Consider the following 14,274-nt stretch of genomic DNA (forward strand, 5'->3'; position numbering starts at 1 on the left):
CCTAGCGCTCCTGGATGTGGATGATCTTCTTCAACGGTTTGAGACCGCTGTTGGTGACCAGCCGCGGCTTCACCGCCTTGCCGGTCAGGGCGGCGCTGCGCCGTTTGCCGCGATCGGGAAAACTCCCGGCGTCGACCGTGGCGAGGGTCCCGTTGGCAAGCGGGATCAGCACCTGGGCGGAAAGAGAGGCGACCGCCCCGCCGGTGCTGTAGTGCACCCCCCACAGGTACGAGAACCCCTCAAGACAGGGGTCCAGGGGAGGCTGGTAGGTGGTTAAGAAGACGGCTCCGCCGGTAAGCGCGCTCGGGCTGTCGATGAGGCGCTCACTCCCAAAGTTGCCGGCAGCGGCATCGAGGCGGATCCACCACCCCTTGTAGCCGGCGGTCTGGTCCTTGGCCGGTACGACCCGGGTGACATCGGTGACCTCGACCAGGTCGCCCGGCAGGACGGGGCTCTTGCTGCAGGTACCGTTCTCGATGGTGTCTCTCGGGGTGTAGCACGGCTCGCTCACGCCGTAGAGCGCGCGCCCGGCGGAGAGGTCGTCCTGGGTGTTGAAGTACCTCCCGGCGCCGAAGTAGAGCCAGAGCCGTTTATACTGCCGGTCCTGGAGCTTCGCCACGGCACCGGTGACCGGCCCGACGTCGTCGATCACCGGGCTCGTCTTCCAGGTGGAGGGATCGGGATCGTGGCCGGTCAAAAGCCTCAAAACCCCTCCGGTCCATCCTCCCCCGGCGGCAGCCCTGGTGTAGCCCAGGTACAGGGCATCGTCCTCGTAGTTGCCGGCATCCCCCCCGGCTACGTTCCACTTGTCCGCATCGATGCCGGCGCCGGACATGCTGCCGCCGAAGGCCTTCGGGATCCCCGTGTCGATGATCCAGTAGTTACGCCCCTGGACCAGCGGCGGGACCGCGTTCAGGTCGACCACGAACAGCTTCAGGTTCTGGTCCGAGGTCCCGGTGAACTGGCGGGTCTTGCGCTCCACGGCGCCGGTGGGGCCGGAGGCGAAGACCGCGAACCAGCGGCCGTTGCGGTTGGGATCGTGGATCACCACGTGGTTGGCGTCGGTGCTGCGTGCCTTGATCCGCACGATGGCGGGGCCGGAGGTGGCAAACCCCAGCTCGGGGTGGGAAAACTCCCACAGCAAGGTGGGCGCGCTGCCGGAGCCGTCTTCGGCCTGGCCGGTGACGTCCAGGGCGAAGTAGGAGGACAGCCCCCCCACCCCCACGGCCGGGGCCTTGACGCAGGTCGGGGAGGGATCCTGGTCACTGCAGGCGTCCCCGGGCAACCTGCTGGCTCCCCCAAGCCCCATGCCGCCGATGAGGACGGTGCGCCAGCTGTTTCCAGAGGGGTCCTTGGTGCAGTTCCAGTAGTCGTCGCGGCTGCAGCGCTGCGGGTCGCCGATGGCCGCGTCGACAAGGGTGATGGCACCATCCACGTAGTACAGGTGCGGGTAGAGCGGCTCCTTCAGGTAGCGCAGGTAGGGAAGCGCGTTCTTGGGCACGAAGGCCCATTGCTCCTCGCCCAGCAGGTCCTCCTCCCCAGACGCGGTGGTGAGAGCGGCCTTCTGGCTGACCGGCCAGCTCTCGGCGCCGTCGGGGCGGACCTTCAGCCTGCCCAGCCTGAAGGCGTGCAGCATGCCGTCGTTGGCCCCCACGTAGACCGTCCCCCGTTTGCGGTACGCGTCCGAAGCGCTGAAGGTGCCGTACGAGGCGTCTGCGTAGCCGCGGGGGGGAGCAAGATGGTAGCTCCCGAGCGGAACCGCCGACTGCAGTACCGGGGTGGAAGAGATGATGTCCCCGAGCTTCCAGACCAGCTTATCCGTTGCGCCGTACGCCGTGAGGGTGCGCGTCCGGGTGGCCGGGCCGTTGGCGCCGGCGCTGTCGTCGGTCCCCCGGGCGAAGGCCACGATCTGGTCCGCCTCCGCCTGGTCCTTGGCCTGCAGCAGCTGCTGGTTGGCGGCCGAGGTGGTATCGAGAAACGGGACCAGGAAAGCACCGCCGGTCTGGGTGTAGATGGTCCTCGTGGAGGGTGCCCTCTCCCAGAGCTTGCGCCCCGCGCGCCACAGGCTCTGCACCGCCTCGGGAACCACGGTCCTGGGGTAGCCGGAGGGCTGGGGCGCGTCGATGCTGCCGTCGCCGTCCGCGTCGACAAAGAGCCTGGCGCGGGCTTCGAGCAGCGCCGGGTCCAGGATGAACTGCACGACCCGGTCCTGTTTCAAGTCGAGTTCCCTCCCCCCCCCGGTGTCCTCCCTGATACCGCTCGACGCCCCGACGCTTCCCCCGATGAAGGGATCGATGTAGTACCAAAGGCTCTGCATCTCGCCGATCCACGCCGCAAAGGTGCGCCCTGCGTCGAAGCTTTTGTTGGGGTAGAACTGCGGCTGCAGAAACAGCGCCCCGTTCCCCTCCCCGGTGGCCAGTATCGAACTGCTGGTCCCCGTGTACGAGCCACCCACCACCTGCTGGAACAGCCCCTTGAGCGCGCTCTGCAGCGTAGCGGGGTTGCGGACGTTCTCGATGGCTCCTCCCCCCTTGGCCGCGGTCAACTGCATCAGCTTTTCCGGTTTTCCTTCGTCCGGGCTGACGCAGCTGCCGTCCGGGTTGTACCCGGTCCCGGTTTTGGGATCGCCACACGGGGGGCCGGTGTAGACCACGTGGGTGGTGATGTACTCCCTGCGCCGGGATACGGGCTGATCGGGATCGAAGATGTTCTTGTGCCTGGCGATCCAGGCGAGGTCATCGAGGTTATAGCTGCCAAGGTATGACGGCGCTGCATCGGGCGCCGTGCCGTTGGTGGTGGTCTGGCTGGCAGGGATGCCGTCGCTGCCGGTCCACTTGGCCACCGCAGCGGCTACATAACCGTTCACGGCGGTGGCGCGGTCCGCGGTGGACATGCCGTCGGTGAGGATCAGCACGTTGTTGCTTTGGCAACTGTACTTGGACGGAGGATTGGCGAGGTTGAAATCGTCCTGCTGCAGGCGCAGTTTGTCCTGGTTGGCGAAGTAGCCGATGACGTCGTAGAACGCCTCGGCCAGGGGGGTCCAGGAGGTGCCCCTGATGGCGTCGATGGCAGCGACCAGACTGGAGCCGGTACCGTGGTCGCCGACCTCGGAGTAGTTGATATAGGAGATGATCCTGCCGCCGTCATTGCGGGTGTCTTCGACACAGGGCCCAGCCGACCCGCAATCACCGTTCACGTAGCACTCCCTGCGGGGGGGCGCGTCGTTCTTGCAGTGCTTGACGCACGGGATGACGCCGCCGCACTCGGAGCCGGCACCGTTGTCGTTGAAGACCATGGCCCCGAGGTTGATCTCCGTCGCAAACAGCTGTATCAGCCCGGTCGGTGCCGCCGCCGTTGCCACCCGGACCTGCAGCGTCCCGGCGACCTGCCCCAGGCTGGTGATCCCCGCGTCGAGAATGTAGGCAGGAAGGCTGGCATTGGTCCCTGCCTGGGTCACGCCCACAGATGGGTCCGCCAGCCAGGGCATCTGCACCTCGGAGCAGAAGTCCTTGGTCTGTTTCACGGTGCAGTCGGCATCCATATCGCCGGTCTGGTAGCACTGCCCCAGGTAGCCGGTGATGGAGGGGGTTTTCTCATGGGTAATGAGGTTGTGGAACAGCCCCCTGGCGCAGACGTCGTCACCGGTGTTCTTGACGATCTTGGTGGGATCGTCGCTGTACGAGGAGCTGTAGCGCCGCAAGCAGTCGGCGACCAGGGTGTCGGCGATATCGGCGTAGACGATGTCGGTGCCGGCCCGATAGGTGTAGCAGTAGGTCATGATCTCGGCGAACACCTTGCCCGCGGTCGGCGTGCCGTCGCCAAGTTCGAGCTGCCCCATGCACTTGGCGGTGTAGAGCGCGATTTCGTCGCGGGTCCCCCCCTGCCATTTGTTCACCGCCGTCAGGCAATCGTCCCGGTTGTACGTGGCCGGGTAGACGTCGATCCGGGACGGCCCGCCGTGGTTGGCCTGCTGCACGTAGCCTGATTCGGACGGGATCGGTCCGCGCACCCCGAAGGTCACCGGAAGAGGTTTGGTAAGGTCGTTGACGATCTTCCCGTTCTCGGTCTTCTCTGCATAGACCGTCTTCACGTGGCGTTTCCCCTGGCAACCGCGCGATTCCCCCTGCAGTGTCCCGCTGACGGTATCGTACTTGCCACCCGTCAGCGCCAGTTTCTCCAGGTCCAGCTTGCTCATGGCGAGCCAGTTGAGAAATTTGCCCGTGGCAAGGAAGTTGTCGATCTTCCTGGAGCTGTCGAGGTTCACGCAGAAATGGGATGATCTGGCCTGGTTGCAGCTACTCGCCCCGATGCTGTCCGTGGCGGGCACAAACTTGCCGATGGCCGAGGTCTCCACGGAGTAACGATAGAGCGTACCTTGGTCGAAGTAGCCGGGATAGTTCCCTTCCGGCGACGGGTCGAAACGGTCGTCAAAACAGAAGATGTTGGGATCGGTATAGGCGAGATCGTACATGCTGGCGGAGTTATCCAGCAACAGGAGAAGGTTGGGCTTGATCCCGAAGCCGGGCAGCGGGGGAACGCTGCAGTAGGCCTGCATGGCCGCGGCGGCATCCTCGGCCCGCGCCTGCCGCGGCGGCGGGAACAGCACCAGGACCAGCAAGCTTATCACCACAGGGAGGACCACCCGCCCCCCCAGGCCCCTTCCCTTTTTCATATTCGCCACCTCTCCCATTAACGGCTCCGGCCAACCCCTCTGGTGCCCGTAAATTATTAGAAAATTTCAATCAAAGAAGTATAGCGTCGACAGGATGAAAAAAAAGTCCCTTTTGCTTTTAATGGCTTCCGGACCGCGAGGGAGCTGAAGTTCTAATTGACATCGTTTTCCTTGGCGTTAATCTCTTAAGAGATTTCATTGAACCAATGCGACGGCGCTTCCCATTGGCCTGACGCCTCTCACGTTCCCCTCCTATGGCGGGGTGGGAACCGGAGCAGGAGTACGGAAATGAACGATCCCCCCGACGGTGGTTGGTCGCGCGGCGAAACCTTTCTGCAGTTTGTGAGGCGACGCGGCGTCAGCAGACGCGAATTCCTCTCCTTTTGCGGCAGGATGGCGGCCTGTTTCGGCGCCGCGGCCGCCCTGCCTCCCGGTTCCCGGGCGCTGGCCCGGGAGATGGCCGGAAAACTCTCCGCGGCCCGGCGCCCCAGCGTCATCTACCTGCAGTTGCAGGAGTGCACCGGCTGCCTGGAAAGCCTGCTCCGCTCGGGGAGCAGTCCCATCGACCGGCTGGTCCTGGAACAGATCTCGCTCGACTACAACGAACTGCTGATGGCCCCTTCGGGCGACGCCGCCGAGGCGGTGCTGCGCGAGGCCAGCGACCGGCCGCACCTCCTCTTGGTGAACGGCTCGGTCCCACTGGGCCAGAACGGCGCCTTTTGCACCATCGGCGGTGACTCGGCCGAGAACCTGCTGCGGCGCGCGGCGCGCAAGGCGAACGCCATCATGGCGGTGGGTGCCTGCGCCGAGTACGGCTGTGTCCAGGCCGCCTCCCCCAACCTCACCGGCGCGGTCGGGGTCGCCCAGGTGATCACCGACCGGCCGGTGGTGAACATCAGCGGCTGCCCCCCCATCGCCGAGACCATCACGGCCACCCTCACCTACTACCTCGCCTATGGACACACGCCCCCCCTGGACGGCATGGGGCGCCCCCTCTTCGCCTACGGGCAGAGGATCCACGACAAGTGCCCGCGCCGGGCCAGTTTCGATGCCGGGCAGTTCGCCGAGCGTTTCGATGACGAGAACGCCCGCCGTGGGTACTGCCTGTACCGCCTCGGCTGCAAGGGCCCCGCCACCTTCGCCCCCTGCGCCACGGTGGAGTGGAACCTGGGGCAGAGCTTCCCCATCAAGGCCGGGCATCCCTGCCTGGGCTGCACCGAGCGCGATTTCTACGACCGGATGACCCCTTTCTACCGCAGGCTCCCCGGCTTCGTGGTCCCGGGGCTCGGGGTCGAGGCGACCGCCAACACCGTCGGCGTCGCGGCCGTGGCCGCCTCGGTGGGTGGCGTGCTGGTGCACTCCGCCGCGACCGTGATCGCGAAGAAGAGAGCGAAAAAGGCGCAGCCGGAAACCCTGCCGCTGGCTGTTTTGGGGGACACGGAGAAGCCGGCGCGGGACGAGGACCAAAAGACCTAACGCAAAGACGCGGAGGCGCGAAGGCGCGAAGAGAGGCGTGTTTTAACGCAAAGACGCAAAGGCGCGGAGAAATCATCTTTTTCGGAAACGCTTCAAGTCGCTCTTCTTTGCGCCTTTGCGGCTTTGCGTTGGAATTCGGTTTACACCAATGCAAGAGCCAGAAGGGAGGGAGCAGTGGGGAGATGCCGCAGTCCGGTTTCTCCCGATGGGCTTTTCTTTGCGTCTCGGCGCCTTTGCGTCTTTGCGTTGAAGGTTTTACAAAAGGAGGTCGCGATGGCCAAGGAGCGAATCGTCATCGACCCGATCACCCGGATCGAGGGGCACCTGCGCATCGAGCTGGAGGCGGACGGGGGGAGAATCGGCAACGCCTGGGCCTGCGCCACCCAGTTCAGGGGGATCGAGAGGGTACTGCAGGGACGCGACCCGCGCGACGCCTGGGCCTTCGCGCAGCGCATCTGCGGGGTCTGCACCGGCGTGCACGCCATCGCCTCGGTGCGCACGGTCGAGGACGCCATCAAGTGCAAGATCCCCCCCTGCGCCGAGCTAATCCGCAGCCTGGTCTCCGGCATGGCCACCCTGCAGGACCACGTGATGCACTTCTACCACCTGCACGCCCTGGACTGGGTCGACGTGATGAGCGCGCTCAAGGCCGACCCCGCCGCCACCTCCCGCCTGGCCGCCTCGCTCTCCCCCTGGCCCAACAACTCCGCCACCTGGTACCGCGAGGTGCAAAAGCGGGTGGCCGATTCGGCGGGAGGGGGCTTGGGCATCTTCGCCGGCGGCTACTGGGGGCACCCCGCCTACCGGCTCCCCCCCGAGGCGAACCTGATGGCGCTCGCCCACTACCTGGAGGCACTTTCCTGGCAGCGCGAGGTCATCCGCCTGCACACCATCTTCGCCGGCAAGAACCCGCACCCGAACTACCTGGTGGGGGGGATGGCCTGCTCGATAAACCTCGACAACCAGATCGCCATCAACCAGGTGCGCCTGGACGAGATCGCCGGCATGATCGACCAGGCCAGGCGCTTCGTGCTGGAGGTCTACTACCCGGACATGCTCGCCATCGCCTCCTTCTACCCGGAGTACGCCGCCATCGGCGTCTCCTCCCCCACCCTGATCGCCACCGGGGAAAGCGCCTACTCCTGCTCGGGGGCCCCGGCGGGGGGCGTGTTCCCGGCCGGGGTGCTGCTGGACGGGAACTACGGCGCGGCGCACCCCTTCGAGCACAAGAGAATCGCCGAGTTCATCTCCTCGGCCTGGTACAGCCAACCCGAGGGAGACCGGCAGGGGCTCCATCCCTGGCAGGGGCGCACCGAGCCCCACTACACCGGCCCCACGCCCCCCTTCAAGGAGCTCTCCGACCACCCCAAGTACACCTGGTGCAAGGCGCCGCGCTACGACGGCCGCGCGGTGCAAGTGGGGCCCAACGCCCGCATCCTGCTCGCCCTGGCCCAGGGGCACGCCGAGACGGCCCAGCTCGCCGGTGAGGGGCTCGGCAAACTGAAGGCCGGGGTCGAGGCGCTCAACTCGACGCTTGGGCGCACCTACTGCCGGGCGCTCGAGTCGGTGCTCCTGGCCCGGCGCATGGACCAGTGGTTCGCCCAGTTGAACGACCGGATCCGCTCGGGAGACGTGGCCACCTTCAACCCGGAACTCTGGGAGCCGGCCAACTGGCCCCGCCAGGCCCAGGGGATGGGCTTCATGGAGGCGGCCCGGGGGACGCTGTCGCACTGGGTCGAGATCGAAAACGGGCGCATCTCGCGCTACCAGGCCGTGGTCCCCAGCACCTGGAACAGCTCCGGCCGGGACCCCGGCGGCCAGATGGGGCCCTTCGAGCAGGCCCTGGCCGGCGACGGCACGCATCCGCTCTCCGACCCAAAACGCCCCATCGAGGTGCTGCGCACCATCCACTCCTTCGACCCGTGCGAGTCCTGCGCCGTGCACATGGTGGTCCCCGGTGGCGGCGGGGTGGAGGTCAAGGTGCAATGAGCCTCTATCGGATACCGGAGTCGGAGATACGCATCGAGCTGGGGGACCCCGTTCCCTTCGCCAAAAGAAAGCGCCGCGACCTCCTCGTCGCCGCCGCCCTGGGCGCCCCCTTGGGCACCCGGGATCCCGTCGATCTCGCCCTTTTGAGCGCCGCCTCCGGGAAGGAGGACCTGCGCCACTACCAGCAGACGGGGTTCACCCCCCTGGAGCCGCGCCTGGCGCGCAGCGTGGCCCGGGTGCGGCGGCTCGATTCGGGGGAGGAGGCGCTTTTCGCCCGCGGCGAGGTCGATACCATCCTCTACCTCTGCCACCCCGACCAGGCGACCCGCTACCGCGCCGAGCTCCAGGCGGAGATGCAGATGACGCACGGGTTCCGGGCGCTGGGCATCGGCAGGGGCACGGTGTCCCCGGACGGGAGTGAATCGTGGGAATTCCTCGGTTACATCCCGGTGCGGGCCACCAGGCAAAAGAGCCGGCGCAGCGAGGAGCCGGGGGATTTCAACTACGTGCCGGTGTGGGACTGGCAGCTGCGCGCGCTGCACTGGCTGGCGGTGCTGTTGATCGTGGTGCTGTCGGTGACCGGGCTTTTGATGGGGAGCAGCCGCTTCATCTACGGGGTGACCGATGGCTACTCCAACTACCTGAGCTGGCTGCGACTCGCCCACTTCGTGGCGGGGTGGCTCCTGCTCTGCGCGGCCATCCTGCGTATCGCCGGGCTCTTCCTCGCTTCGAACCGGTTCCAGCGCTGGTACGCCCTGTTCCCGGTGCGGGTGCGCGACCTGAAGAACCTCATCCAGGTGGCGCAGAATTACCTGTTCTGCCGCTTCGACCGGCCGCCGCACTATATCGGCCACAACCCGCTGCAGCAGGTCGCCTATACCGCCATCTTCGCCGTCGGCCTGCTCGCCCTGGTCACCGGTTTCGCCCTGTACGCCCTCTACGATCCGCAAAACTGGTTTTTCGGTTACCTGGTCCGCTTCGACGAAGTGGTCGGGGTGCAGTACCTGCGCCTGGCCCACCAGTTGATCATGTGGATCTTCCTCGCCTTCATCCCGATCCACGTCTACCTCTCGGTCCGCGCCGACACCGTCGAGCGCGAGGGCGCCCTCTCGTCCATCGTGAGCGGCGGCCGCTGGTGCCGCAAGGGGACCAGGTTCGAGGACGGCGAGGCAATGGACCATTGACAGTAGCGCTGCACCTCCACCACGGTATCCATCTCCTCACCCAGAGCGAACACGGGGCGCCCGCCGCGCCCGGCAGCGAAGTAGCAGCTGAAGCACCCGCTCCCCCCCGGGAGAGGGGACTCAAAACGAAAAAGGCCGCGCCCGGGAGGGGTGCGGCCTTTTTTACGCGGTGCGTGCAGGGGTATCAGCGCCAGTGAATGCAGCTCACCGGGCAGACATCCACGGCGTTACGTTGGATCTCGTCCTCCGAAGCGCCGGCCGGATCATAGGCCTCCGCCTTGCCGTTGTCGGCGAAACGGAACACTTCCGGCACGTTGTCCGTGCAAAGACCGCAGCTGATGCAGACATCTTGATCGACCCAGGGTTCTTTTGCCATGGTAGTACCTCCAGTTTTTGATGGTGAAAGCGTCGAGCGCTACATGATGCTATCGGCAAGCCTTTTCCTTTGCTCTTCCAGTTTCTCCTGGGCCTTTTCCAGGGCGGCCAGCAACATCTTCTTGGACTCCTTGGTAAGCCCTTCCTTTTCCTTGAGGAAGTCGGAGGCGCGGTCGCTGGCGCGGTCCACGAAGTCGGACACGGTTTCCGCGAAGTCGCTCACGGCCTCGTTGGCCTTGCCGCTGACCTCATCAGCCAAGGACGCCAAGTACTTCCGTGTCTTTTTCCCGGCCTGGGGAGCCAGCAAAAGCGCAAGACCAGCTCCGATCAGTCCGCCCACTACCAGTTTCACCATGCACCCCCCTTCGCAGCACTCTTTATGTCCCATACCGTCTCCTCCGTCCCGCTGGTTTTGAACAACAGCGGTAATACTACCAATAAAATTAGGTTCGTCCAATTTTATGAAAAGCTCGTTTCTTGCCACTGACACAAAATGCAAAATCCCCCCTGTCACCCCTTCGCAAAGGGGGGGACCCTGGTTCATCTGCAACCCTTCGTGGGACGTAAAAGCCGTCTGGGAGCTCTTCAGAGGATGCCGAGGGAATTAAAGGCATGTTGGCCATCAAGTGCTGCATGTGACCTCGCGTTCCCCCGTTTGCGAAGGGGGACAGGGGGGATTTGCCTTGGCCAGACGAGACCAACAAAGCGCGGGCGTCCCCCTCCCCTTCTCGGGTCTCTCTCGGATTTTCTCCGTGGTCAATGATTTTAATTTTGTGTAAGATGGCGGATCGACACAGGTACACCGGCAAAGGAAGGACGCGACATGAACGTGGAACAGATGAAGATCGTGGTGAAGGAGATCCTCTCCAAGACTGACCTCACCCCCTGCGTGGTGGGACACCGCGGCGTGGGTAAGAGCGCCGGCATCCTGCAGGCCTGCCGCGAGCTGGACAGGCGCTACGTCTCGCTGCGTCTCGGGCAGATGGAGGTGGGCGACCTGGTCGGCATTCCGTTCAGAAACGGCGACGTTATGCAGTGGTCGCGCCCGTCGTGGCTCCCCGGCGACGAGGACGCCCCCACCGTGGTCCACTGCGACGAGCTGAACCGTGCCCAGCAGGAGGATACCCTGCAGGCGATCTTCCAGTTCGTGGAGCCCCCCGCCGAGGGGATGCTGCGCGCCATCCACACCCACACCCTGTCCCGCCGCCACAAGGTGGTGGTCAGCATCAACCCGCCCGACGGGAGCTACCAGGTGGCGACCCTTGACCGCGCCCTCGTCGACCGCATGGTGATGCTCTTCGTGGAGACCGATTACCAGTGCTGGGCCCGCTACGCGCAAAAGCGGGAGTTCGCCGGCGAGGTGCGCCAGTTCCTGGCCGGCAACCACGGCTTCCTCGCCAAGCAGGGGATGCCGATGGAGATGCAGGTGGAGCCGAGCGAGCGCGCCTGGGAGATGGTCAGCGTGCTCAAGAAGAACTGCCGCTTCCCGGCCGAACTAGAGATGGAGGTCTACTCCGGCATCGTCGGCAAGGAGGCCGCCATCGCCTTCATGCGCTGGCTCTCCGACCGCAAGGGAAGACCGGTGACGGCGGACGAGGTGCTGAACGACTGGTCGGCCGTGGCCGCCCGGGCCGAGGCGCAGCGCGACGACGTGCAGGCCGCCACCATCAACGACCTCTCCGCCCTGCTCCAGGTCTCCCCCGAACTCACCGGGGAGCAGGAGGACAACCTGGTCGCCTACATCGCCGTGCTGCCGCGCGATCTCCGTTTCGGCTTCGTGAAGTCGCTCCTCAAGATCCCCGCCGTGGCGCTGCTTCTCGTGAAGGACAAGCACGACGCGGTCATCTTCGACGCCATGCAGGCGATCAGCCAGCAGGCCGGGTAAGCCGTGTCGCCCGGCACGCTGCAAAACGCCGTGGTGCGGCTTTTAAAGGAGCGCCCCTTCTACGGCCACTTCCTGCTCAACCTGCGCCGCGAAGAGCGACCGCTCTCCGGAAAGCCTGCCGGCGTCACCATCCGTAACGGCACCCCGACCCTCGCCGTCGATCCCGCCTCGTTCTCGCTCCTCAGCTTGTCGGAACAGCAGGCGCTCCTCGAGCACCTGGTGAAGCACCTTTTGCACCTGCACATGCTGCGCGGCAAGGGGAAGAACAGCCACGACTGGGACCTCTGCTGCGATCTCGCCATCAATCCCGATACGCCGGGGCTCCCGGAAGGTGGCGTGTACCCGCCCCAGTTCGACCTCCCCGACGGCCTCGCCGCCGAGGAATACTACCGGCTGCTGGTACGCCCCTTCGACATCGGCAACCTGGCGGGAAGCGGCTTCGGCGACGAGGCGCAGGAGATCGAGGGCGCCTCGGGAGCGGGCCGGGATCCGGCCGGGGCCTCCACGCTGGACGATCACGCCATCTGGAGCGACGCGGACAGCACGCCCTTGCCGCTTGCCGAGGAGATGCTGCGCGCGGTGACCCGGGAGAGCCTGCGCGGCAGCGACGGCGAGGCGCCGGCCGAGGTACGCGCGGTGGTGGACGCCCTTTTACGCCCTTCCCCCATCCCGTGGCGCCAGGTGCTGCGCCAGTTCGTGGCCACCGCCGGCAGGATCGGCAGGAAGAGCACCTGGATGCGCGTGCACCGCCGCTTCGAACACGACACGCCGGGGTCGCGCAAGCGCCACCGCCTGACGCTGCTGGTAGGGATCGACGTGAGCGATTCCACCGACATCGTGGAGCTCAGGGAAGCCTTCGCGCGGGAACTCCTGCAGATCGCCCGGGGGCGCGACGCCGCCATCACCGTGCTCTACGCCAACAGCCGCATCCAGCACGTCGAGGCCTTCAAGGGAACCGCCTTCGTGCCGGAGCGCTACGACGGCGGCGGCTTCACCGACCTGCGCCCCGTTTTCGAGTACGCCAAGACCATGCATCCCCTCCCCGCCGCGGTCATCTATCTCACCGACGGCATCGGCCCGGTACCGGAGCAGATGGAGCTGCCGACCCTGTGGGTCCTGACCGCCGAAGGGGAAAAACCGGCCCCCTGGGGCATCGAACTGAGACTGGAGGTTTGAACGATATGGAAGAGACGACATCGGCGCCGATGACCGCCGAATCGGTGGGAGAGATATTGAGGGAGGCGGGCGCGCAGGTGATGGTGCGCTCCGGGCGCAGCGAGAACTACAGCGCCCCCAGGGAATTCTCCTTCGAGGTGAAGGCGATCTTCGACAACGGCATGGCCCTGCACGTGGTGGCGCGCCAGTTCAACTACCGCGACCCGTGGGAGGCCGAAGGTAGGATCAACGACCACGTGGACGTGATGCTGCTGCGCGACGGCGCGCTCACACCGCTCCCGAAGGGATACCCCTATTTCCAGGGGATCGACGAGGAGTGCGGCCTGGACGAGGCGATGCTGCGCGAGGTGATCGACTGCGTGCGCACGGTGAACCCGAAGTTGTACCTGTTGCAGGAGATGACCGGGGACCTGTAAGGCCTTGGGATTGAGTGGTAAAAACCAGCCACTCACATTGATTACTTAAGCTGTGCTGTTAAACTTCCGATAATGTGTATGAAGTTGCATACCTTCTGTCATAGCGGGAGCCGCATTCGCTATCGGAGCGACTCCGGATCTATCGCGGTAAGCTCCAGATTCAATAGAAGATCGCAGGAGGGACGTGATGAAAGGACTGGTAATCATTGCCGCCATGGTCTGCGCTCTTTTGGGTGCAGGTGTGACAGCGTCGGCAGCCGAGGAGTTGAAGTTCGGCGTCGCGGCCATGATCTCGCCGCAGGAAACGATCAAGTATTACCAGCAGATCATCGACTACGTCGGCAAGAAACTGGGGCGGCCGGTCGAAATGGTGCAAAAGCACAGCTACGACGAGACCGACAAGCTGCTGGAACGGGGTGAACTGAAAGTAGCCTTCGTCTGCTCCGGTCCTTACGTCGTCGACAAGGAGAAGTTCGGCGCCGAACTCCTGGTCGCCCCCCAGTCCTACGGCGAACCCTTTTACTACGCCTACATCATCGCCCACCGCGACAGCGGCATCACCGACCTCTCCCAACTCAAGGGGAAAAGCTTCGCCTTCACCGATCCCAAGTCCAACACCGGAAAGCTGGTGCCCGCGTACATGATCGGCAAAAGGTTCAACCTGACACCGGAGAAGTTCTTCGGCAAGATCATCTACACCAAGACCCACGACAAGGCCATCGAAGCGGTGGCCAAGAAGATCGTCGCCGGTGCCAGCGTCGACAGCCTGATCTACAACTACGCCGCCAGCAAGGATAACCGCTTCACCAGCCAGACCAAGATCATCGCCAAGTCCCCCCGTTACGGGATCCCCCCCATCGTCACCCGGAAGGACCTCGACCCGGCCTTGAAAGCGCGCCTGCGCGATATTTTCCTGAACATGCACAAGGACCCGCAGGGAAAGGCGATCCTTGCGGGGATCAAGGTGGATCGGTTCATCGTGCCCAAGGACTCCGACTACGACTCGGTGCGGGAGATGGAGAAGTGGCTCAGGATGAATATCAAGTAAGGAGCCGCCACTACGGGGAAGGCAGGTATCAATGGGCAGGTGGCAGATCCAAA

10 protein-coding genes are annotated in these 14,274 nt (G+C 65.1%); 7 read left to right on the forward strand and 3 right to left on the reverse strand.

Annotated features, from left to right (window positions below; translation table 11 throughout):
• Window position 1: 1 nt before the first annotated feature.
• Window positions 2-4,672: a pilus assembly protein gene (locus KOL99_RS17765; protein ID WP_216511816.1), complete on the reverse strand. Its 4,671-nt coding sequence runs from the start codon at window positions 4,670-4,672 to the stop codon at window positions 2-4.
• A 288-nt stretch (window positions 4,673-4,960) separates the two neighbouring features.
• Between KOL99_RS17765 and KOL99_RS17770 the strand changes: the two genes are divergently transcribed.
• From KOL99_RS17770 to KOL99_RS17780, 3 genes are all read left to right on the forward strand, one after another.
• Entirely contained in the window at window positions 4,961-6,148 is a 1,188-nt protein-coding gene (locus KOL99_RS17770; RefSeq protein ID WP_216511817.1) for a hydrogenase small subunit, read from the forward strand.
• 273 nt (window positions 6,149-6,421) lie between these two features.
• Window positions 6,422-8,137, forward strand: a complete 1,716-nt coding sequence (locus tag KOL99_RS17775) for a nickel-dependent hydrogenase large subunit (RefSeq protein WP_216511818.1) — start codon at window positions 6,422-6,424, stop codon at window positions 8,135-8,137.
• Window positions 8,134-9,321, forward strand: coding sequence for a cytochrome b/b6 domain-containing protein (locus tag KOL99_RS17780; RefSeq protein ID WP_216511819.1), 1,188 nt, complete (start codon window positions 8,134-8,136; stop codon window positions 9,319-9,321). The genes KOL99_RS17775 and KOL99_RS17780 overlap by 4 nt, the downstream gene beginning before the upstream one ends.
• A gap of 184 nt (window positions 9,322-9,505) precedes the next feature.
• Here KOL99_RS17780 and KOL99_RS17785 read toward each other — a convergent pair whose 3' ends face one another.
• Together KOL99_RS17785 and KOL99_RS17790 are read right to left on the reverse strand one after the other, a co-directional pair.
• A complete protein-coding gene (locus tag KOL99_RS17785; protein ID WP_199387935.1) occupies window positions 9,506-9,697 on the reverse strand; it encodes a ferredoxin in 192 nt (63 codons plus the stop codon).
• A gap of 39 nt (window positions 9,698-9,736) precedes the next feature.
• Entirely contained in the window at window positions 9,737-10,084 is a 348-nt protein-coding gene (locus KOL99_RS17790; RefSeq protein WP_216511820.1) for a YtxH domain-containing protein, read from the reverse strand.
• Window positions 10,085-10,519: 435 nt separating this feature from the next.
• Between KOL99_RS17790 and KOL99_RS17795 the strand changes: the two genes are divergently transcribed.
• From KOL99_RS17795 to KOL99_RS17810, 4 genes are all read left to right on the forward strand, one after another.
• A complete protein-coding gene (locus tag KOL99_RS17795) occupies window positions 10,520-11,581 on the forward strand; it encodes a hypothetical protein (protein ID WP_216511821.1) in 1,062 nt (353 codons plus the stop codon).
• 3 nt (window positions 11,582-11,584) lie between these two features.
• Window positions 11,585-12,757 carry a vWA domain-containing protein gene (locus KOL99_RS17800; RefSeq protein WP_216511822.1) on the forward strand — a complete coding sequence of 391 codons (1,173 nt, stop codon included), beginning with the start codon at window positions 11,585-11,587 and terminating at the stop codon, window positions 12,755-12,757.
• 5 nt (window positions 12,758-12,762) lie between these two features.
• The gene (locus KOL99_RS17805) at window positions 12,763-13,173 is read left to right on the forward strand and encodes a hypothetical protein (protein WP_216511823.1); all 411 of its coding nucleotides are present in this window, start codon (window positions 12,763-12,765) and stop codon (window positions 13,171-13,173) included.
• 187 nt (window positions 13,174-13,360) lie between these two features.
• Complete coding sequence (locus tag KOL99_RS17810) at window positions 13,361-14,221, forward strand: substrate-binding domain-containing protein (RefSeq protein WP_216511824.1); 861 nt, start codon at window positions 13,361-13,363, stop codon at window positions 14,219-14,221.
• Window positions 14,222-14,274: the final 53 nt, after the last annotated feature.

Source organism: Geomonas azotofigens (assembly GCF_018919395.1).
GTDB classification, from domain to species: domain Bacteria; phylum Desulfobacterota; class Desulfuromonadia; order Geobacterales; family Geobacteraceae; genus Geomonas; species Geomonas azotofigens.